The following is a 21,530-nucleotide window of genomic DNA, read 5'->3' as shown; positions in this document are numbered from 1 at the left end:
ATGAGAATATTAAATCTATTAAAAATAGCCTATAAAGCGATTGTTCTTAACAAGTTAAGGACTTTATTGACCATGTTGGGCATCATCATAGGTGTTGCTTCCGTGATTGCAATGCTCGCCATTGGAGAAGGGTCTAAAGAAAGTATTCGTAGTACGATTTCCAGTATGGGATCCAATATGATTACCGTTAGACCTGGGGAAGATGATAGAGGCCCCGCAAGGGGAAGTGGTGGCGATGTACAAACATTGACGCTCGATGACTATGAGGCAATAAAAGAAAAATCCACATTATTAAATTACATTACGCCCGTTGTAAATGGTAGCGGACAAGTCATAAACGGTTCAAATAACTGGCCATCTACCATTTATGGTGTAAATCCGGAGTACTTGGACATTAAAGTGGTCGGACTTCAAAGTGGAAGTATGTTTACCAATGCCGAGGTACAATCGGCTTCTAAGGTTGTTATATTAGGGCAGACGGTTGTAGATAACATATTCCCTAATGGTGAAGAGCCTATCGGTAAGTTGATCCGTTTTAACAGTATTCCATTTACGGTCATCGGGGTATTGGAAGAAAAAGGGGAAAACACCTTTGGACAAGACCAAGATGATGTAGTCATAGCCCCTTTTACGACCGTACAAAAACGTATTTTAGCCATAGATTACCTAAACCAGATCATAGCATCGGCCGTAAGTGAAGACGAAGCGCCCGAAGCTGTAACACAGGTTACCGAAATTTTGCGTGCACAACACAAACTTCTGGATTATGAAAATGATGATTTTACGGTACGTTCTATGGAGGAATTGATATCAACATTCAGTTCTACCAGTGAAATGCTCACAATTCTGCTAGTAGCGGTTGCAGGAATATCATTATTGATAGGAGGTATCGGCATTATGAACATTATGTACGTGTCCGTTAAAGAACGTACAAAAGAAATAGGTTTGCGAATGGCAGTTGGTGGTAAAGGTTCCGATATATTGATGCAGTTTTTGATCGAGGCTATTTTAATTAGTATCACCGGAGGGATCTTAGGCGTACTCTTAGGACTAAGTGCAACTGTTTTTATAGAAAAGTTCTTACATTGGCCTACCAGTGTCGCCATGTATTCTATTATAATATCATTTGCAGTGTGTGCCATCACGGGAATATTCTTTGGCTGGTACCCAGCAAGAAAAGCAGCGGCGTTAGACCCAATTACGGCATTACGATATGAATAAATAAGTTATGTACAAAAACAAGAAAATAATGATTATACAGCACCTGCTAATTTGGTTGGTGCTGTTTAGTATGCCTTTTATTTTGACATATAGGGAAGAACAGAATATGGACAGGTTGATTGCCCATTTCTTTATTCCAATGATATTTTACGCCATCATTTTTTATCTTAATTTTTTTGTTCTCATAGACAAGTTCTTGTTTACAAAAAAAACATTGGTTTTTGTTCTGGTCAACATAGCCATAATCGCTTTTTTTATTTTATTAAAAGAAAGGATAGAAGATACTTTTTTTTCTGAATTGGCCAATAATCGTCCGTCAAACGATAATAGGGTTAGGGTAGGCCCCCCGTTCAAATTGTTTATTTATATACAAATATTGACCTACGCGGCTCCCCTGCTTTTTTCCATTGCCATTAAATCAACCAAAAGATGGATAAAAACGGAAGCACAGCGCAAAGAGGCCGAAAACTTTAAATTACATACAGAGCTTCAGCATTTAAGGTATCAATTACAGCCGCATTTCTTTTTTAATTCACTCAACAATATCTACTCACTTGTAGATATTTCCCCAGAAAAGGCAAAGTCTACCATCCATAGCTTGGGCAAGCTTATGCGCTACCTTTTATATGAAACAAATACAGAGTTGGTACCGCTCTCAAAAGAAATAGAGTTCATGCGAAAATATATTGAGTTGATGAAACTACGCCTAACCGATAAAACTCAAGTAGAATCGGCTTTTCCTATTGGTAAGAACAATATTGAAATAGCTCCATTATTGTTTATCTCTTTGATAGAAAATGCTTTTAAGCACGGCGTATCCGCAAATAAGAACAGTACCATATCGCTCGAAATGATAGTTCACGACAACGTAGTGAACTTCATGTTGGAAAACCATAATTTTCCAAAAGAAGAAAGTGATAAAAGTGGATCCGGTATTGGATTACAGAATTTAGAAAAACGATTGGAGTTACTGTACCCCAATAAATATTATTTTAAAAGAGAACTCAAAGAAGGAGTTTACACCGTAAATTTAAAAATAGAGACGTAAATGGATACTGTTCAACTTACATGTATGATCGTAGACGATGAGCCAATGGCCTTAAATTTAGTAGAGAGCTATGTACAAAAAACACCTTTTTTAGATCTAAAGAAAAAATGTGGCAGTGCCATCGAGGCAATGCAATTTATAAATACCGAGTCAATAGATGTGCTTTTTTTGGATATTCAAATGCCCGATCTAACCGGGCTTGAATTTTCTAAAATGCTACCTAAAAACACCCGGGTCATCTTCACTACGGCTTTTGACCAGTATGCCTTGGAAGGCTTTAAGGTAGAAGCGCTGGATTATTTATTAAAACCTTTTGACTATGCCGAGTTTTTAACCGCGGCAAACAAGGCATTGGAATGGTTTACCTTGCTTAGGGGCAGTAAAACAACTTCTGTAATTTCGGAGAAAAAAGAATTTCTTTTTGTAAAATCAGAGTACAAACAATTACGCATCAAACTCTCTGATGTATTATATTTTGAAGGGTTAAAAGACTATATAAAAATATGGGTAAAAGACAACCCCAAACCTATTTTAACCCTTATGAGCTTAAAAAGCTTAGACGAAGAACTTCCGGAAACACAATTTATGCGGGTCCATAGGTCTTTCATCGTATCCTTAAAACATGTAGAGGTCATTGAACGAAGTCAGATCGTTATCAATGATCAACGTATTACGGTATCTGAACAATATAAGCCCAAGTTTTTAGAGTTCATCAATAAAAATTCATTGAATCTTTAAGGTTTTCAATTTATAGATCCCTAATACAATCCCTTAATTTTCACAAGAATCGTACGGGATAATTTTACGGTTTTCATTACATTAGGTGTACCAACCAATAACCTTATGTTTCACCGTAGAAAATTCTTAAAACAAGGAGCTATGGCCATGCTGTCGGCTCCTTTAATTTCTTTTGATACACACAAAAAATGGTCGTTGGCACCATTAAAAACCACAGAGGTCGATGATGCTTATTGGAAAACGGTGCGCAAACAGTTTCCTTTAAAAGAAGGGGCAACCTACTTTAACAATGGTACCATGGGGCCTACATCGGGTTATGCCCTAGATCGTATGGTACACCATATGTTACATTACAATATAGAGGCCGCAACGATCGATTATAAGAATGGTTCGGGGCCAGAGCTTTTAACGGGGTATTTTCCGTATACCGAATTACGGACCAAATTGGCCAATATTATCAACTGCGATTATAAAGAGGTCTCGCTGGTACAAAATGCAACCTTTGGGATGAACTATGTGGGCATGGGGCTCGATCTTAAGCAAGGTGACGAACTTTTGAACACCAACCAAGAGCATGGTGGAGGATTTGGAGCTTGGCAATTGCTCGCCAAACGAAAGGGCTGCGTGTACAAACAGGCCATTTTACCAGAACCCGCCAACGATCCTGAAGCCGTTTTTAATGCCATTTTTAAAGAAGTTACAGCAAAAACGAAGGTTATTGCCATTCCGCATATCGTATCGGGTTATGGAACCGTTATGCCTGTAAAAGCCATATGTGAAGAAGCCAAAAAACGGGGTATTTTTACTGTATTGGATGGCGCACAATGTGTGGGCCATATTCCTGTAGATGTTAAAGATATAGGCTGTGACGCCTATTACTCCAGTTTACACAAATGGCTATTGGCCCCGGCCGGTAGTGGTCTTTTGTATGTAAACAATAACATAGCCAGTACTATTTGGTCTACCATAGCTAGTTACAATTGGGACAACCAAGAGGACCACGGTTTTAGATTAATGCAAAACGGAACTGGCAATGCGGGTCTTATGGAGGGCTACAACGCGGCCGTTGATTTTTTTAACACCATTGGGGCAGAAAATTGGTTGGGTCGTATCAAGGAACTAGGTATGTACTTGCGCGATGGACTCAAAAAAATGCCACATGTAACCATCTACTCTTCTACCAACGAGGAGATGGCCGCCGGTATCACCAGTTATGGTGTAAAGGGCTATTCAGGCCCTGATCTGCAAAAAATAATGTGGGAAAGAGAAAAACTACAGCCACGATCTGTCGGTAACAAAATGATCCGTCATTCAGTTCATATTTATAATTCGAAAGAAGAAATAGACAAAGCCTTACAAATTGTGCAAAGTTTGGCTTAGTATCATATCTAACATTAAAACTAACAAACACCTTATAATCTAGGTATACTTAAATTTAATCATCATGAAACCCTTTTATTTCGCAGTAATCGCAACACTCTTATGTATCTCATGTGAACAAGAGAAACCCCAAGAACCATCAAAAATTGAGTTTACCGGTATTTCCGAAAACATTAAACCCGGCGATGATTTTTTTATGCACGTTAATAAGATCTGGTACGATACAATACAAATTGCGGATGATCAAGTAGGGGTAGGGTCCTATAGTTTTTTGAACATTCCACAAAAACAGTTACTTCAAAATATTTTAGAAGAGGTTTCCATTACAGAGCACCCTAAAGGAAGTATAGAACAAAAAGTAGGGGATTTTTATGCCTCCGGTATGGATACGGCCCAAATAAACAAACGTGGTTACACGCCCGTAGTACCCGTTTTAAAAAAAATAGATGATATAAAAGATGTGGCCGACATTATGCATTTTGTAACTACAGAGATACAGAACGGCAATAATTCCTTCATAAGCCTAAGGGTAAGTGCAGATACCAAAAATAGTAGTATCAATATATTACATGCGAGCCAAGCAGGTTTAGGTCTTCCGGACCGTGATTATTACTTTAAAAATGATTCTTCTTCTCTAGGCATTCAACAAGCCTATAAAAAATATATAGCTACGTTGTTAGAATTGACCGATGAAGAAAATGCACAGGCCATGGCCGAAAAGGTCTATGAATTGGAAAAACAGTTGGCAGAATCCCATAAAACAAGAATTGAACGTAGAAATATTCAGGCTAATTACAATAAATTTTCAGTATCCGACATGACGGCCAACGAGCCTAATATTGGGTGGGCCAAAATGTTCTCAACATTGGCATTGGACGTAGATTCGGTAAATGTTAGACAACCGGCATATTACCAAAAACTTAATGAAATGTTGAGTTCCGTTTCTGTCCAAGATTGGAAAGCCTATTTAAAGGCCCATACGTTGGACAATGCCGCGGACTATCTTAGCTCACCTTTTGAAATGGCCGTTTTTGAATATAACAAAGTACTTTACGGACAATCTAAACAAAAGCCAAGAGCTCAATTAATGGTACAACAGGTGGATCGTAAGCTTGGCTTTGCACTAGGTCAATTGTATGTAAAAAGGTATTTTGACGAGGCTGCCAAAAAAAGGGTACTCGACCTTGTAAACAATCTTCAGAAAGCTTTTGAAAATAGGATTTCTGAACTGGACTGGATGAGCGACAGTACCAAACTAAAGGCCAAGGAAAAACTTTATGCCATTACCAAAAAAATTGGATATCCAGATGTATGGCGAGAATATGATGTAACCATTGAAAAGGACAAGTTTTATGAAAATGTGGTCGCCCTTCACAAAAACGATTATGAGTATAGAGTAAAAGATTTGAACAAGGCTCCCGATAAAGACCGTTGGGGTACTACACCTTCTACGGTAACTGCCTATTACAACCCATCTTTGAACGAGATTGTATTTCCTGCGGGAATTTTACAATTTCCCTATTTTGATATGGAAGCGGACGATGCGGTAAATTACGGGGGTATAGGAATGGTAATCGGCCATGAACTTACCCATGCCTTTGACGATAATGGTGCACAATACGACAAAGATGGCAATCTAAAAAACTGGTGGACCAAAGATGATCTTGAAAAATTCAAAGCAAAAACCCAACAACTGATCGATCGTTATAGCACCTTTACCGTATTGGACAGTGTTCATGTAAAAGGAGCCCTTACCATTGGTGAAAATACTGCCGATAACGGAGGGATCTCTATTGCTTACGACGCCTTTAAAATGACAGAACAGGGGCAAGATACCGTTAAGATCAACGGATACACCCCTGATCAACGCTTCTTTTTATCTATTGCACGTATCTGGAGGGTTAAGACCAGAGATGCATTCTTGCATAATTATGTAAATACCAACCCACACTCCCCAGCTATTTGGCGAGTGAACGGCCCGTTAATGAACTTTTCCCCTTTTTATGAAGCATTTGAAGTAAAACCGGGAGAAAAAAATTACAAGCCTATGGAAGAAAGAATAAAAATATGGTAGTCAACGAATAAAAATCTCTAAAATTTATTGGTCAATAAATACTACGGGAAATAAAAATGGCTCTACAAAGGTCTCAATACACAAGTAAAGATCAGAGTTCTATTTTATTTCCCGTTTTAGCTGCCAAAAATATGGCATCTATTATTTTCATGTCTTTTACGCCTTCTTCACCATCTATGGGGACAATGGGTTGTACCCCGTCAAAAATAAGTGCGGCCATGCCATCCATTTGAAGCGTTTGATGTGTTACATGTGGCTGTGTTAATGGCCCTTCATGGGTACGCCCCTCAATAGGGCCATATCCTGTAGAAGGCTGCATTTCAACATATCCCTTGGATCCTGTCATAAAAAACCTGTCCAAATTATTCATATTGTAGGTAGAGAGGCAATTGGCCACGGCGCCACTGGGGAATCCCATTTGAAACTGTATAGTCTCATCTATACCTTCCTTAAACTTTTGGGGATCGGTCTTTGTCTCTTGGGCGGTCACCCAAATAGGTTCTTCGCCCAACATATAGCGCGCCCCGTTTATAGAATAAATACCTATATCCATCATAGCCCCACCACCGGACAATTCTTTGTTCAAACGCCATTGCGTAGGGTCGCCAATAGTGAATCCGGATTGTCCCTGAAAAAATTTCGGTGTGCCGAACATGCCTTCCTTTCTCATTTTTATGACCGCCACGGTCTTGGGCTCAAAATGCATTCTATAGCCTATCAGTAATTTTACATTGGCGGCTTTACAGGCATCTACCATTTCTTGTCCTTCTTTGGCATTGATGCCCATGGGTTTTTCACAAATTACGTGCTTACCGGCCTTGGCCACCCGCAGGGTCTGATCTTTATGCAAGCCATTGGGCGTTATTATATATACGGCATCTATATCGGGATTGTCCTTTATGGCGTCGAAATTATCGTAGTTGTAACAATTCTTTTCTGGAATACCATATTTGGTTTTCCATTTTTCGATTTTAGAAGGCGTACCGCTTATAAGGCCTACTAACGTAGCGCGCTTACAGCTTTGCATTGCCTTTGCTACCCTGGTACCATAACTCCCCAATCCCATAATGGCAACTTTTAGCTTTGGCCCATCGTAGGGTTCACTGTCTGCAGCAAATAAATTCGCGGGGGAATATATAAGGGGGAGGCTAACGGCGGATACCGATAGTTTTTGTAAAAAATCTCTTCTTGAGCCCATAATAGTGTCTTATTTACAGATGTTTAAGTACCTAAATATAATTAATCTTCGTTCGCCATAAGTAACCAATGATCAAAACAAATCAAACCATATCAAAAAAAAGGACCCCATTGGATCCTTTTTTACTTTTGTACACTACTACAAAATTTGGGGAAACCCCATAAATAAATCTTCTACTCTTCTTCGGTGCCCATTACATCTGCCATCTCTAAAGCTTCATCCATTTCATTGGTCGCAGGTACGGAACCTTTTAGTTCTTTAAATTTTTCCACTCTTTCAATATCATCCTCTTCTCCTGAAAAATATGGAAAAACATCCATGATCGGAGATTCCGTTATCGCTGGAATGGTATAATCGCCCATGGTATCCTTCATAACGCTTACCGTGTTGTCATAGGCCTCTTTAACATCGTTGGCCTGAACAAGTAAATACTGGTTGCTCTTACGTTCTTTGCCACTTTCTTCATCAAAAACGATCAAAGATACTTTAGACTTAAACCACCGGTCAGAATTTTCGAACGGATGTATTTCTGCAAAATTGGCAACTTTAATATTGGTGATCTTGATCTCATCGCTATCACTTAAATAAGCCGACATTTCTTCTGTTATTCTACTTTCTGCTTCCGTGTAGGATATGGCATCTACCAAAAAAGGTTCTGTCTTCACCTTTTGCATGCCACTTGCTTCATCTAATTTTCTATATTTTACTTTGCATTCGTACCATGTTGCACTCATAATTATATTGTTTTAGGGGTGGCAAATATAAGTTTTAAGCATAGTTGGAATGGGCAAAAACGAGATTAGATATTCACAATTCAACCTTGGGCCTTATAGCATGTTTACTCTGAGTTACTTAGCAAATACCCAAGAAGATATTCTTTTTGTAAATCTGATTTAAAGAGAAAAGAAACGAGCTGTTGTACACTAAAACAGCTCTTTTTTAACACGATCATAATACGAATCGCTTACCGGTATGGTTATGTCGGAAAGTATTAAATCTCTTCCTTTAAGTCCTGTTACATAGCTTCGGTTAACCACATACGAACGGTGTACCCTTATAAACAAAGAACTTGGCAATTCTTGCTCTACGGTCTTTAAACGCTGATTGCTTATAATCTTTTTATCTACGGTATGGTAGGTTACATACTCGCTATCACTTACTACGTATATAATATCCCCATACTGTACTTTGTATAGATCATAGCCCGATTTTATGGTGATAGCTTCCGATTTTTCTATTATCTGGTTTGTTTTTACCTTATTTACCGCTGTAAGAAAACGTTCAAAAGTAATGGGCTTTAAAAGGTAATCCACTGCATTCAACTCATACCCTTGCAAGGCGTATTCCGAATAAGCGGTCGTAAAGATGATTTTTGTATCGGAACCTACCATTTTGGCAAATTCGGTTCCTTTTATTTCTGGCATTTGTATATCTAAAAATAAAAGATTTACCGTATGTTCTCTCATTAATTGTAATGCCTCGAGTGGATTTTCGGCCTGTCCTACAAGAGTAATGAAATCTATTCTTTCTATATAGTTGGCAAGAAGGGTACGCGCCAATTCTTCATCATCCACTACCACACAATTAATATTAGCCATGTAATTTTAATTTTAAATTAACCTTAAAAGCCTCCGATGTTTCGTTGATCGATAATTGATGGCTATTCGGGTATAATATAGCAAGTCTTTTCTTTACATTTTCGATTCCAATACCGCCCACACCATCTTTTATAATATTATTCGCCGGTTTGCTATTCTCTATTTCAAAATCTATCAAATTAGAATCTGCATGTAGTTTTATATGTACGAACGTACCGGTTATTTTTTCAATATTACTATGTTTAAGGGCATTTTCCACAAAAGGGATCAATACCATCGGAGCTATATTGATAGTGGGGTTTTCTATATGGAACTTGGTCGTGATAGGGTAGGACTTACTACTTTTTAGAGCGAACAGTTTTACATAGTTTTTTATATAATCCACCTCTTTCTGCAAGGGTACCATTTCATGGTCGCACTCGTACAATACATATCTAAGCATATCCGATAAATAGCTGATACTCTGCTGGGTTCTACCAGAATCTATTGCAGATAGTGCATAAATATTATTCAGGGCATTGAAGAGAAAATGTGGATTTATTTGCGACTTCAACAACTTTAATTCGGTCTGTAATGCTTCATTTTTATTTATTATCAATTCTTCATCTTTTCGCTGTACGAATAAAAATGTTTCCACCAATGTCGCAATTACATAGGCAATGGCCACTAATAATAGGTTAACGAAAAATTTTGAAGGGGGTCTCCGATTCATTTCCATTGGTGGGGCCATACCTGAATTAGGTCCTTCCAATAGACCGGGAACAGGACCTGGAGGTCCGTTTAATGGACCTGCACCGATTATAGCACTCGGCGTTATATTGGTTAAGACCAAAGTCACCACTACAATGGTAAGTAACGATGCCAATGTAAACAGTATATACTTTTTCTTTAATAATAATTTTGGGGCCGAATAATATATTAAGACGGCAATGGCCAAGATCTGAAATACCAACGACAATCCATTTTCAGAAACAAACCCAATTTGATCTCCACTAAAAATCCATGCCGTGGCCCAAATTAAAAGCCACAAGATTACATGAAATATAAAATGTTTATGTCTATTCATGGTACAAATAAAAGGAATAATATTTCAACAATAGCCCCAAAACCTTGTTCGAAACAAGCATTAATAAGGCATTCACCGTACATCTATGGCATTTTACTTAATAGCTCTGGGTGTTTACTTAAAGTGCTCATTGTGCATGAAAGTTTCATTGATCTTTGTAATCGAAATATTAATACAAAAAAATATAATATGAAAAGTACAAACACATTAAAAGCAGGATTATTATTAGGTATGTTGATAACCTTTGGAACCGCTACCATGAATGCACAATCTAGGGGAGACAGAAAAGAGCCGCCTACATACGCCAAACTCTTAGAGGAAATGGACGCCAATGAAGACGGAAAATTAGCCGAGGATGAAGTGAAGGGTCCTTTAAAAGAAAGCTTTTCAGAAATAGATACCGATGAAGACGGATATATCTCCGAAGAAGAGTTTAAGAATGCTCCCAAGCCAAAAAGAAGACCAAGAAACTAAGGAGTACTAAATTATTTATAAAAAAATGAGGATATGATTTTTCATAAAACGATGCCCCCCATACCTATGGGAAAAACGATACTTCTTTTGTTCATTTCTGTTTTTATTGCCTGTAGCGATGATGACACGGTCGAAGATTCTGATATGGAGGACACAGAGGAAGAAATTGAAATTACGTTAGATGATACTGATTTTGAAGCTACCGACTGGACCGTTGAGACTCATAGCAAAGATGCCGATCCTAATTTTGAAGAGGTATTTGCCGACGATGAAGTAAAACGGTTAGATATCGTAATTACCGAAGAACGTTGGGAAAGTATGTTGGACAATATGACCAACCTATACGGAACCTTTGGCTCAGGAGGTCGTGGCACCGCAACATCTACCGATGAAGATCCGATATTTGTTCCGGCCGAAATCTTTTATAATGACAAAGAATGGTATAGGGTAGGGGTACGTTTTAAAGGAAATTCCAGTTTACAGTCCTCTTGGCAGGCTGGTATTCTAAAACTCTCGTTCAAACTCGATTTTGACGAGTTCGAAGATGACTATCCTCAAATAGACAATCAGCGTTTTTACGGCTTTAAAAAACTAAGCCTTAAAAACAATTACGATGATAAATCTTTCCTAAGGGAAAAAGCTGCGGCCGATATTTTTAGAAATGCCGGTTTAGTAGTTTCGAATACCGCATTTTACACCGTTTATGTAGACTATGGTGATGGACCCGTTTATTTTGGACTGTACACCATGGTAGAAGAGGTCGACGATACGGTTATCGATGAGCAATTTGACGATAATGACGGAAACCTTTATAAACCAGATGGCGATGCGGCAACATTTGCCCTAGGAACATATGATGAAGATGAATACGTAAAGAAAACGAATGAGGACGAGGCCGATTTTTCTGATGTAGAGAGCTTGCTCAGTATTTTACATGATGACTCGAGAACAACAGACCCGGCAACTTGGCGTACGAACCTAGAATCGGTGTTCGATACCGATGTCTTCTTAAAATATTTGGCTACAAATACGGTCATCCAAAACTGGGATACGTATGGAAGAATGTCTCACAACTACTTTCTGTACAATAATCCCGATACCGGTAAACTTACCTGGATTCCTTGGGATAACAACGAAGCCCTCCAAGAAGGAAAACAACAAGGTGCTCCTGAACTGGATTTTTCCGATGTATCTGAAAGCCAATGGCCTTTGATCTCTTATCTGTACGAGGACGAAGTATATAAGAGTATATACGACAACTACGTAGAAGAAGTAATAAACGGAGCCTTTGACGAGGCCACGGTACAAGCGATGTACGCTAGTTATTCTTCTTTGATAGCGCCTTATGCAACATCTGAAAATGAAGGATATACTTTCTTGAATTCAAGTGCAGATTTTCAGAATGCAATAAACGAATTAAACGCACATGCCACAAGTAGGGCAACGGCGGTAAGTAATTATTTGAGTGAATAGTTTTTGTTTTTGTTAGTTTTTGTTAGAGTTAGTTTCGAGGCTTCACGATTACTATTGATCGTGAAGCCTCAATTGTAAACACAAAGTTTCTATGACCGATAATGGTACTGTTTAGAAAAGTCAGAAAAAAATTATTACGTATGGAAAAGTTTAAAAGCTATTTCATGTATGCCCTTGGCGAAATTCTACTAATAGTAATAGGATTGCTGATCGCCCTAAAAATCAATAATCTGAACGAAAGTAGAAAAAATAGAATCGTAGAATTAAAGATCTATGAAAGCTTAAGCCAAGAATTACAGACCAATTTAAACGTTCTGGATAGTTCTATCGTGGATTACACCAAGAACATTCAAGACCTTCAGAACACCATAAATTATTTTGGGTATCAACCCAATAAATTAACACAAGAGGCCAAGTCCCTAATAGTCAATTTAAACTATGAAAGAACCATAGTACGTAACGAGGCCATTAATTCTATAAATGCCACCAATAAGTTCGAATTTATAGAAAGCGACTCGCTCAAGAGATTGATAGCCGATTACCCCAATGAACTGGATAGTTTTGACAATCAACAAAAGAAGATCGAAAATATTATAACCGATCGGTTAAAACCGATTATAGAAAAACACATTTCCCTAATAGAGATCATACCAAGAAACAGCTACAGCTATAAAAGACTTGAAAATTACGGAAACAAATCTGATTACGGAGAACTGTTGGTGAACAGAGAGTATCAGAACAGTGTTATAGACAGGTTAATACAAACCAAGGGACAATTGGAGATCGCAAAAAATTTGAGAAAAAAAACTAAGACTATAGCTACAAAATTAAATGAAGAACTGCATAGAACGTAATAAAACAATAAACCCAAAATCAAGGATTTCTCATTAAAATTAAATAGTATGACACATAAATTTAAGTATTCCATTCTAAGATATTCACTGTACTCTTTCTTTGCCATAGGCATGGTTAGTTGTAGTAGTGACAATACCTCTACCGATGATGATACGGATAGTTCCGATGACGAATTGGTCATAAATGTGGACGCTACCCATTTTCTAACAAGCGATGGTACCGTAACTATCTCTACCGTACCCTGCACATTATCCGATGGTACTTCTACAGATTGCTACCAAATAGTTACCAATAGTATGCCGTCCGATCATAATATGGGTCCATGGTGCCCGGACAATATTTCCGATGATGCGGAAGCTGGTGGTATCTGGTTGGAAAATGGAGAGGTGTATGATGTAGATGGTGCTTTTATTGAGAATATGGCTACATTCTATAACGATTCGAACTGGCTTATGTACGACGCTAACGGAGACGTATATATTACAGATTCTGAAGAGGACTGTATTAATGCCGCCAATCCGGATGTTGGGGATGAATATGAAAATTTCTGTGTAGAATGTCTTCCTTCGTACATTACCAATGTTTCTCAAACCTTTTTAATACCTATAACCCCGGTTGCCCAAACAGACCCCGTATTTTTCCTAACGGCAGGGGCAGGGGACGCACCTGTTGGGGGGGCACCGGACGACGCGCCTGCAGGCCCACCGGAAATGGTCGAAAATGTTCCGTCTACACGAGGTATAGCCCTTAATGGTATAGAATTTTCTGCACCCGCACCTACCGATAATATTCTTGGAGCATATACCTTGGCACCATTTGACGATGCTGGCGGGCATATTAACGTTCACCAAGGATACCATTACCATGCCGCTACAGGTTTTAGCACTAAAGTAGAGCAAGAAGATGGGCACGCAGCATTGATCGGTTACGCAATGGACGGATATGGAATTTATGAATATGCCGATGAAGATGGCAGCACCCCTTCGGATCTGGATGATTTGCGTGGCCATACCGATGAAATACGAGGATACCATTACCATGTAGATGAAGCCGGAAACAATAATTTTATCAATGGTCTGCACGGTGCTTATGCCAATTAATTCAATAAAAATGAAAAAACATATAATAACATTTGCTTTATTATGCTTTTCTATACTGGGTTTTGCCCATAACCCCGATGCTTCTACCTTGGTATTGGCCGAACAAAAAAACAATGTGTGGGTCTTGCAGATCAATGCTTCCCTGACCGCATTTCAACAAGAAGTCAGAACACATTATGCGGATACCCCTTATAAAACACCCGAAGAGTTTCAAGAAATGGTGTTGGAGCATATTAAAAATAATTTACACCTATTTTTTAATAACGGTGAGCAGATAAGCTTAGATAAAGGGGTAGTAAAACTGGGACATGAGACCAAAGTGATTTTTGAAGTTTTAAATATCCCCGCAAGTCTTGAGTCGGTAGTGGTACAGAATACCATTTTTAAGGATATTAGCAGAAACAAGAGTACTTTCTTGCTTTTTAAGGACGGTTTCGAAAAAAGTAATTTTACTCTTTCTCAATCCAATGACCATACGGTCTCTTTAGTTGTTAAAGAGAATACGTTTGTAGAAGTAGTACAACAAGAGGCAACTTCATCCTCAAAATACGTAATAATAATACTGATTGCGGTAATCGCCATAGCGTTCATTATACAGCAATTCGTGTTTCTTAAAAAGAAGCACAAAAAAAAGCCCTAGTAACTTAGGCTGTACATTTCTAGGTTAGGAAACTTTTTGTGCGAATAAAAAATATTAAAAATATAGCCTTACACTTTTGACGATATTGCTAAATGTAAAAAAGGTAAGGCTACATGGGCATGCAGGCTTATGATCAGCCTTGAGTACTTGTCATATTATTTGCGACCACAATTATATAATCTGCGATACCTTCTCTTTCTTCAACGGTCAGTTTGTCCCATTCAGACTGTGAAACGGTCGTAATGGATTTAATATGTAGACCTGGTTGAATCTTATTGATCCACCAGATAATACCTTGGTCATAATTAGAATGGTAAGAACCTTGAAAATGCAATAAAATATCACCTGCATTAAAATTCTTAAGTGCAAAATGTGCCATCGTCGCATCTTTGGCCGCTTGGGCCATTTGCATATGTAACATATTCGGAGGTACATGTCCGCCCATATTGCTGGCCATTTCCGCATATGCTTTTACATTCGGGTCAAAATACTTTTTTAGATCGGGCCCAATGAGTTCCTTTGCTTCGGGACTTAGTATTTCTAGGGCATCGAATCCCTTTTTACTTATCATAGATGCATACCTTCTGGGAATATTTGTGGCAATAAACCGCAAATCATTATCCTTGGCAAATTCTATTAAAGGCCTATAATCGGTTTTGTAATTACTCCACATTTGGGTTATTTCCGGAATCATTTTAGATTCTGCGTAGAATCCCTTTAAATATTCGTCTAACACCAATTGATTTCCGCTCTCGAACATTTCGGCCCCCAAATATAATTTGCTTCCTTTTATAGCGAACAAACTTTTGCTAACCTCTAATTCTAACCAATGTGAAATAGGATTAAAATGATATTCTCCAAAAAAGACCATATCACTCTCGGCCAAATCTGAGATCATTAAATCATAATTTACGATCTCCCCATTATTTTTATACAATTGATAGGCCTGTTTATCTTGTGCATTTGTTTTTTCTACAAAAAAGAGTGCGCATAAAATTATTAGTACTGTAATATGTTTCATATCTGTAATATGCTTTAATTTAAATTTATATTCTATTTCCATTTTGATCGTAGTACAATACCTCTCCAAATTTTTCGAGTGTTCCCTTTAGTTCCGACACCTTGCCAGATATGGTTATAACACACTTAAACGGATCAATATATTTTTGTGCCATAGTTTTCACGTCTTCAATAGTAACATCGTAATACTGCTTTACCTTATTTTGTAAATAATCGTCCGGTAGGCCATAAACATCTTTCTGCATAGCAAAGGTTATATATGATATTGGGGCAATAGGACTTAGAGACCTCGTGTGCTCCCCAATTAAACTGTTTTTGGCAATTTTCAAGTCAGATGCGCTGACATCTTCGTTTCTTAGCCGCAGCATTTCTAAAACAATATTTTCTATGGCATAGGCCGTTTGCTCATTACGTACATCGGTAGCTACCGATCCCGTACCCCCGGCTGCCGAACTGCCCACCGAAGATCTTATATAATAACAGAGCCCTTTATCTTCTCTAAGGTTTTTATATAAATAGGAGAGTTGGCTTTCTCCAAAAATCTTATTTAGAACTTGCAATTTTATATCGTCTTCGAAATAAGTAAAGGCGTCGCCTAAATGCCATTTAAACGAAATTTTAGACTGTACGGCATCGGGCACATCTTTTACCACTATTTTTCTGTTTTTTATAATTGCCGTTTTCTTTTTTACGACATTTTTTTTCACATACTTAGTCCCAGCCTTCCATGCTCCAAAATAACGTGTCATCAGTGCACGACATTCAGATTCTGTAAAATCGCCTACGATCACCACTAATGCATTGTTAGACAAAATTCTGTCGTTCTTATAATCATAAACATCCTGCACGGTCAGTCCTTTAAAATTGGGCGCTAACCTTGTTTTGGTTTTCTCTTCCTCTTTTTTTGCCCCAAAAAGCAATGAATCTACAATAGCATCCAAAGAGAATTTGGGCGATGGTTGTGACAATGGCTTTTTGGCCTTTTTCTTACGGGCTAAAAATTCCTTATGTTTTTCACTGATAATTTCTTTCGTGATAATAGGGTGCAACATAAGATCCCTGTAGGCATCCAGTAAATCGTCTATATCTTTTTTCATTCCTTTGACCGTGCCACCATACGTATTTACATTGATCATGGCAGGGTAGGTGTTCTCCATGGAATCTATCTCATGGTTTGGATATTTTTTAGATAGCTTGTTCGAATAGGCAGATCCCAAAACCCTTTTCTCGGCCAATCGTGTTTCTTCATCCAAGCTCGGTGATTCGATATTGACGGACATTGTAAATTTCGGATAGTCTTTTACAGGGGCCAAATACACACGAAGGCCATTATCCAATACCATAGGAATTAGTTTTCCTACGTTCAATGTTTTTGGTGTATCGGCTTCTGGGGGTATGGTACGGTTTACCTGTGCATGGCCCAAAAAGCCGCAACAAACAACTAATATAAATAGATGTAATTTTTTCATTATATAGAATTATTCAGGATGATAGCTAATGACAATGCGATTATTAATGTTCAAATATTTTTTTGCTACGCGTTGTATATCACTGCTTGTCACTTTTTCAATATCACTTATAAGGGATTTTATATCTGAAGTGTTTTTATGCAAATGATAATAGTCGGTCACCTTGTCCGCGAAGGTTTGTGCATCATAAAAAATGTCTATATAAGTAGATATGTACTGTTTTTTGACCCGTTCCAACACCATAGGGTCAACAGATTTTGTTTTTAACAACTCTAATTGTTCTTCTATCCTTTGTAGTGTATAAGCCTCACTTTCTTTTGTTGTTATTTCGGCCTTAACACTTAAAGTTCCTACTTTTTCCCAAAAACTTGAAGAAGCATTTAGCCGTTTAATAACGGTATCTTGCTCTGCTTTTAGATTATTGTCGAAATAGGAAAAATCACTGTTCCCAGATAAAATGGAGGTTATTATTTGCATGACCGGGGCATCAGCACTGCTTTGTGACATTATAGGATAACCGATCTCTATAGATTGGTTCCGTAATCCTTTAACATCCATCTCCGTATAATGGTCCAAACCAGACGTTTTTTTAATTTTTTTGGGTCTTTTAATTTTTTCACCTCTGGGAATATCTGTAAAATACAGACCGACCCATTTTTTGGTGTCTTCAATATCGATATTGCCCGATACGACCAAACAAGCATTGTTCGGTACATAGAATTTTTTAAAAAATGCTTCAAAATCTCCTACAGAAGCCCTGTCCAAATCTTCCATAGACCCGATCATGTTGTGTCCATAAGTATCATTGGTAAATAACTTGGACATTAAATAAAAATATGAATTGCCCAAAGGTTTATTGTCGTATCGCATACGTTTTTCCTCTTTAACGATTTCACGTTCACGATCTATACCTTTTTGGGTAATGATGGGGTGCAGCATACGCTCAGATTCTACCCAAAGCCCCAGTTTATATTCATGGGCAGGAAGCAATTGATAATAATACGTAACATCATAATTGGTATAGGCATTACAATACCCACCGGCATTAAAGATTATATTCTCTAACTCGCCCTGAGGTATATTTTTAGTACCATGAAATAAAAGATGCTCAAAAAAATGCGCAAACCCGGTTTTTCCCGCATCTTCATTTTTAGAGCCCACATGGTATTTTGTACCTACGATTACGTTGGGCTCATTAACATCTTTATGAAGTATAACATGCAAGCCGTTAGGCAAATCATATTCTTCAATATGAACTTTATCTATCTTTTGACCCCAATTAAAAAACGGAACCAAAAAGATTATCAGAAAAAATAATCTCTTCATTAATTTAATTTTATGAACAATATAAATTAGAATAAAAAGGACCTAGAAATGTAATTTTAATCCCGTTGTCAGATTTAAATAATCATCATTTTTAGAATAGAAATTTGGGCTGTTTTTAGATAGCTCGGTAACTTTTAAGTAACCTGCAGAGATAGATAATTCTATGCTGTTTTTATTTCTAAGTCTTAAATCTGTCCCTAATTTTAAGCTGTAATCTATGGTACTTATTCCCGTATAATCGGCAATTTTGTTTCCTATCCAATCCACAAAAATGTTGTTTGCCGCAAATGGATCGTGCTCTACATCCAATACATAGTGATATGTAGAAGAAACATCGGCAAATAAGGCAGCCTTTTTAGAAATAACCTTATTAAAACCTACAGTTACCTGTGGCTCTAAATATTGATAATCGAATGTATAGGCATAATTTAAATCGAACTGTTCTTTATTGTAATAATTAACCCCTAAACTAACTTTGTTAAGAAAGCTATTATAGAACAAAAGGGTAGCGCCCGTTGCAAGACTGTAGCTGGTGGTAGTAAAATTTTTGGCATAAACAGTACTTGTTTCATCCCATACCTTGCCATCTCCTTTTAAATACGCCGCATTTAAATTAAGCGAGAAAAGACTATTGGCCTTGTACCTATTGTAAAAGATCGTAAATTCTTGGTCTATAAAACTATATCTTGTTCTCTCGTCGTTCTCTTCCACTTTAAAGATATTCTTATCTATCCAGCGTTCTCTACCAAATTTTGTATCACTTTCTATCGATAAGTCCCAATTGTCCTGTGTTAAAAACCATTGCAATTGTACTTCGGGTACACTTCTTTTGGTATCAAAACCTCTATCTAAGTTTTTTATATAAGAACCCAAACCGGTGTTCAAATAATAATCGGCGGTAAGTTCTGTGTTGTTTTCGGGAAACTTGTTAGATAGTTCAGAGTTTGCCTTATAAAACTCATTGCTTAAAACAACACTAAATAAGTGTTTATCATTAAATTGATAACTAGCGGATAACTTTCCTAGAATTTTTAAAGCTGTCAGTTCATTTCTAGTATCGTTTTTTCTGAAATAAAAATTGGTATCATAATTTAAATAAGCTCCTAAAGTAAGTTTAGAGTTGACCTTATTGGCTCCGGCTACTTTAAAATTATAGTTTTGATGGTTCCATAAACCACTTGTTTGTTGAAAAAAATAGTAGGGCGAACCATAATCTTTAACACCGTAGGTTAAATTGTTCTCTACATCTTCTTTTCTGGTATTCAAATATTCCAAACTACCGTATAGGGTCCAATTTGTATTTTTCAAATCAGCCAAGGATGCCGTTTCCAAATACACTCCGTTTTGTTTCTTATAATCTTGCGGATGTCTCAATGAACCTTCTGAATATAGAAATCTACCTTCTCCGTAGGTATACTTATATATATTTTCATGGTTGATCAACGAAGGAATATCAAAGTAACGGTTCTCGAATAATTGAAATTGAAAATCTCTTTCTATAACCGATAAGCTATCGATATTTTTTTTTGATTGGGCATATGTACTCGCAATAAGAAAAAGTAAAGAGAATGTTACAAACATTCTCTTTACGATTAAATAATAACTTTTATTAGTTGTTGTAACCATACTTATCTGGAAAATTTATAGCTTCAAAATCTACCGTTGAATTGTTTGTATCCAATAAAATAGTTCTACCAAAACGGGCTGTTGCGGTTTCGTCTATTTTTCTTCTATTACTTAAACCGGTATAAGAAATGGCACCATCTTCTGTTAAAAAGGTAAAACCTGCATCTATAGTACTAGGTATACGTTTAAAGTCGGCAGAAGCTGAGTTGTCTAAAATATCGACACCATCTACAACCAAGTCTACAGATATTTTCATCACCTTATAGGTACTTGTAGATCCTGTTGGTGTATAATCTACAATATCAGAATCACCAAAACTAGCCTCGCTACTAACCAAAACCACACTTGCTGGCAAAGACAACCTAAAGAAATTAGTTTCTTCGAACATATAAATATTGGTCATGTTAGGTACCGCCGGATTGTCCAATTCGAAGAACGAATTTCCCACACGACCTTGGGCCTCTAACCAATCGATAGAATAATGCTCTAAAGTAGCATCTGTATTATCTAATTCACCATCTGGATTCGTACTTCCTTCTTTATAGTTAATGGCATTTAATGCTATTACAATGCTTTGTCCGGATGCTACGGGGTAGTCTGTTCCCGAACCGGGTATTTGACTCATTACATCTGTATATACATAATCGGTATCTGTTAATATACTAGATACCGGAGTATCGCCCGACTTACCTGAATCTCCAAATGCATTGGCGATGTACATACCATCCGCGTATAATGTTTCCGATGAATTATTAAAAATCTCTATAAACGAATCTTTAAATAAAGTAATATAGCCCGATCCGGCACTGTACACTTCCTTGATTACCAGACCACCGTTAAAGTTTGTTGCGTTAACTTCTAAAGTAGTCTGCGTTGTTTCTTGGATAGTAACAGAAACATTATTTGCCGTACCACTTAATTGATAATCATCAGTAGTACTGGTAGCAACAATATTATAGGTGCCTACAGAAATATTCGGAAACGTTACAGACCCATTCGCATCGGTCGTAAGGTTTGTGGTTGCGTTATCTACCGTATTCGTAATACTAACATCGACCCCTTCAAGCGGAATATCGCTAAGGCCGGCCGCTAATTCTAATTGTACTTGCAAGTCACCTAAATTGGCAACACTGTCATCATCACTACTACAACTCATTAAGGTTGTTGCAAACAATAAAATTGCTATTATTGATTTTGTCATGCTTGTTCTTTTAAAAATGTTTG

At 37.5% G+C, this 21,530-nt stretch carries 19 protein-coding genes; 10 read left to right on the top strand and 9 right to left on the bottom strand.

Translation table 11 applies throughout. From position 1 onward, the window contains the following. The 5 genes from J8L85_RS11760 (at position 1) to J8L85_RS11740 (ending at position 6,461) form a co-directional block, all read left to right on the top strand. A complete protein-coding gene (locus J8L85_RS11760; RefSeq protein WP_211017465.1) occupies positions 1-1,221 on the top strand; it encodes an ABC transporter permease in 1,221 nt (406 codons plus the stop codon). 28 nt (positions 1,222-1,249) lie between these two features. Then, a complete protein-coding gene (locus J8L85_RS11755) occupies positions 1,250-2,269 on the top strand; it encodes a histidine kinase (RefSeq protein WP_211017463.1) in 1,020 nt (339 codons plus the stop codon). Continuing rightward, positions 2,270-3,007, top strand: coding sequence for a LytTR family DNA-binding domain-containing protein (locus tag J8L85_RS11750; RefSeq protein WP_211017461.1), 738 nt, complete (start codon positions 2,270-2,272; stop codon positions 3,005-3,007). It begins immediately after the preceding gene. A 105-nt stretch (positions 3,008-3,112) separates the two neighbouring features. Continuing rightward, positions 3,113-4,387, top strand: coding sequence for an aminotransferase class V-fold PLP-dependent enzyme (locus J8L85_RS11745; RefSeq protein WP_211017459.1), 1,275 nt, complete (start codon positions 3,113-3,115; stop codon positions 4,385-4,387). 64 nt (positions 4,388-4,451) lie between these two features. Continuing rightward, complete coding sequence (locus J8L85_RS11740) at positions 4,452-6,461, top strand: M13 family metallopeptidase (protein WP_211017457.1); 2,010 nt, start codon at positions 4,452-4,454, stop codon at positions 6,459-6,461. 91 nt (positions 6,462-6,552) lie between these two features. Here J8L85_RS11740 and J8L85_RS11735 read toward each other — a convergent pair whose 3' ends face one another. The 4 genes from J8L85_RS11735 to J8L85_RS11720 all read right to left on the bottom strand — a co-directional run bounded on the left by J8L85_RS11735 (position 6,553) and on the right by J8L85_RS11720 (position 10,323). Next, positions 6,553-7,659 carry a Gfo/Idh/MocA family oxidoreductase gene (locus J8L85_RS11735; RefSeq protein WP_211017455.1) on the bottom strand — a complete coding sequence of 369 codons (1,107 nt, stop codon included), beginning with the start codon at positions 7,657-7,659 and terminating at the stop codon, positions 6,553-6,555. Between the two features lie 173 nt (positions 7,660-7,832). Continuing rightward, a complete protein-coding gene (locus J8L85_RS11730; RefSeq protein ID WP_211017453.1) occupies positions 7,833-8,393 on the bottom strand; it encodes a DUF4494 domain-containing protein in 561 nt (186 codons plus the stop codon). A 189-nt stretch (positions 8,394-8,582) separates the two neighbouring features. Continuing rightward, entirely contained in the window at positions 8,583-9,257 is a 675-nt protein-coding gene (locus J8L85_RS11725) for a LytTR family DNA-binding domain-containing protein (RefSeq protein WP_211017450.1), read from the bottom strand. Continuing rightward, on the bottom strand, positions 9,250-10,323 hold the full coding sequence (locus J8L85_RS11720) for a sensor histidine kinase (RefSeq protein ID WP_211017448.1): 1,074 nt from the start codon (positions 10,321-10,323) through the stop codon (positions 9,250-9,252). The genes J8L85_RS11725 and J8L85_RS11720 overlap by 8 nt, the downstream gene beginning before the upstream one ends. Positions 10,324-10,512: 189 nt before the next feature. Here J8L85_RS11720 and J8L85_RS11715 point away from each other — a divergent pair, with 189 nt between their 5' ends. From J8L85_RS11715 to J8L85_RS11695, 5 genes are all read left to right on the top strand, one after another. Next, positions 10,513-10,797, top strand: a complete 285-nt coding sequence (locus J8L85_RS11715) for an EF-hand domain-containing protein (protein WP_211017446.1) — start codon at positions 10,513-10,515, stop codon at positions 10,795-10,797. Between the two features lie 33 nt (positions 10,798-10,830). Next, complete coding sequence (locus J8L85_RS11710) at positions 10,831-12,270, top strand: CotH kinase family protein (RefSeq protein ID WP_247656645.1); 1,440 nt, start codon at positions 10,831-10,833, stop codon at positions 12,268-12,270. Between the two features lie 140 nt (positions 12,271-12,410). After that, positions 12,411-13,124: a hypothetical protein gene (locus tag J8L85_RS11705; RefSeq protein ID WP_247656644.1), complete on the top strand. Its 714-nt coding sequence runs from the start codon at positions 12,411-12,413 to the stop codon at positions 13,122-13,124. A 48-nt stretch (positions 13,125-13,172) separates the two neighbouring features. After that, on the top strand, positions 13,173-14,225 hold the full coding sequence (locus J8L85_RS11700; RefSeq protein ID WP_211017442.1) for a YHYH protein: 1,053 nt from the start codon (positions 13,173-13,175) through the stop codon (positions 14,223-14,225). 10 nt (positions 14,226-14,235) lie between these two features. After that, positions 14,236-14,865, top strand: a complete 630-nt coding sequence (locus J8L85_RS11695; protein ID WP_211017440.1) for a hypothetical protein — start codon at positions 14,236-14,238, stop codon at positions 14,863-14,865. 133 nt (positions 14,866-14,998) lie between these two features. Here J8L85_RS11695 and J8L85_RS11690 read toward each other — a convergent pair whose 3' ends face one another. Genes J8L85_RS11690 through J8L85_RS11670 form a run of 5 tightly spaced genes read right to left on the bottom strand, consistent with a single transcriptional unit; the run spans position 14,999 to position 21,507 of the window. Further along, positions 14,999-15,886: a ChaN family lipoprotein gene (locus J8L85_RS11690; RefSeq protein WP_211017438.1), complete on the bottom strand. Its 888-nt coding sequence runs from the start codon at positions 15,884-15,886 to the stop codon at positions 14,999-15,001. 25 nt (positions 15,887-15,911) lie between these two features. After that, a complete protein-coding gene (locus tag J8L85_RS11685; RefSeq protein ID WP_211017436.1) occupies positions 15,912-17,354 on the bottom strand; it encodes an insulinase family protein in 1,443 nt (480 codons plus the stop codon). A 9-nt stretch (positions 17,355-17,363) separates the two neighbouring features. Then, positions 17,364-18,680 (bottom strand): pitrilysin family protein, encoded by a 1,317-nt coding sequence (locus J8L85_RS11680; RefSeq protein WP_211017434.1) that lies wholly within the window; start codon positions 18,678-18,680, stop codon positions 17,364-17,366. 42 nt (positions 18,681-18,722) lie between these two features. Continuing rightward, complete coding sequence (locus J8L85_RS11675) at positions 18,723-20,261, bottom strand: DUF6850 family outer membrane beta-barrel protein (RefSeq protein ID WP_211017432.1); 1,539 nt, start codon at positions 20,259-20,261, stop codon at positions 18,723-18,725. A 28-nt stretch (positions 20,262-20,289) separates the two neighbouring features. Continuing rightward, positions 20,290-21,507, bottom strand: coding sequence for a DUF4876 domain-containing protein (locus tag J8L85_RS11670; protein WP_211017430.1), 1,218 nt, complete (start codon positions 21,505-21,507; stop codon positions 20,290-20,292). Between the last annotated feature and the right edge of the window lie 23 nt (positions 21,508-21,530).

This window comes from Maribacter sp. MMG018 (genome assembly GCF_018100785.1).
In the GTDB taxonomy this organism is placed as follows: Bacteria; Bacteroidota; Bacteroidia; order Flavobacteriales; family Flavobacteriaceae; genus Maribacter.
This window is presented reverse-complemented; position numbering and strand designations above follow the sequence as displayed.

Coding starts and splice junctions, on each gene's coding strand:
- J8L85_RS11760 (WP_211017465.1), top strand. CDS start 1: ATGAGAATATTAAATCTATTAAAAATAGCCTATAAAGCGATTGTTCTT.
- J8L85_RS11755 (WP_211017463.1), top strand. CDS start 1,250: ATGATTATACAGCACCTGCTAATTTGGTTGGTGCTGTTTAGTATGCCT.
- J8L85_RS11750 (WP_211017461.1), top strand. CDS start 2,270: ATGGATACTGTTCAACTTACATGTATGATCGTAGACGATGAGCCAATG.
- J8L85_RS11745 (WP_211017459.1), top strand. CDS start 3,113: ATGTTTCACCGTAGAAAATTCTTAAAACAAGGAGCTATGGCCATGCTG.
- J8L85_RS11740 (WP_211017457.1), top strand. CDS start 4,452: ATGAAACCCTTTTATTTCGCAGTAATCGCAACACTCTTATGTATCTCA.
- J8L85_RS11735 (WP_211017455.1), bottom strand. CDS start 7,659: ATGGGCTCAAGAAGAGATTTTTTACAAAAACTATCGGTATCCGCCGTT.
- J8L85_RS11730 (WP_211017453.1), bottom strand. CDS start 8,393: ATGAGTGCAACATGGTACGAATGCAAAGTAAAATATAGAAAATTAGAT.
- J8L85_RS11725 (WP_211017450.1), bottom strand. CDS start 9,257: ATGGCTAATATTAATTGTGTGGTAGTGGATGATGAAGAATTGGCGCGT.
- J8L85_RS11720 (WP_211017448.1), bottom strand. CDS start 10,323: ATGAATAGACATAAACATTTTATATTTCATGTAATCTTGTGGCTTTTA.
- J8L85_RS11715 (WP_211017446.1), top strand. CDS start 10,513: ATGAAAAGTACAAACACATTAAAAGCAGGATTATTATTAGGTATGTTG.
- J8L85_RS11710 (WP_247656645.1), top strand. CDS start 10,831: ATGATTTTTCATAAAACGATGCCCCCCATACCTATGGGAAAAACGATA.
- J8L85_RS11705 (WP_247656644.1), top strand. CDS start 12,411: ATGGAAAAGTTTAAAAGCTATTTCATGTATGCCCTTGGCGAAATTCTA.
- J8L85_RS11700 (WP_211017442.1), top strand. CDS start 13,173: ATGACACATAAATTTAAGTATTCCATTCTAAGATATTCACTGTACTCT.
- J8L85_RS11695 (WP_211017440.1), top strand. CDS start 14,236: ATGAAAAAACATATAATAACATTTGCTTTATTATGCTTTTCTATACTG.
- J8L85_RS11690 (WP_211017438.1), bottom strand. CDS start 15,886: ATGAAACATATTACAGTACTAATAATTTTATGCGCACTCTTTTTTGTA.
- J8L85_RS11685 (WP_211017436.1), bottom strand. CDS start 17,354: ATGAAAAAATTACATCTATTTATATTAGTTGTTTGTTGCGGCTTTTTG.
- J8L85_RS11680 (WP_211017434.1), bottom strand. CDS start 18,680: ATGAAGAGATTATTTTTTCTGATAATCTTTTTGGTTCCGTTTTTTAAT.
- J8L85_RS11675 (WP_211017432.1), bottom strand. CDS start 20,261: ATGTTTGTAACATTCTCTTTACTTTTTCTTATTGCGAGTACATATGCC.
- J8L85_RS11670 (WP_211017430.1), bottom strand. CDS start 21,507: ATGACAAAATCAATAATAGCAATTTTATTGTTTGCAACAACCTTAATG.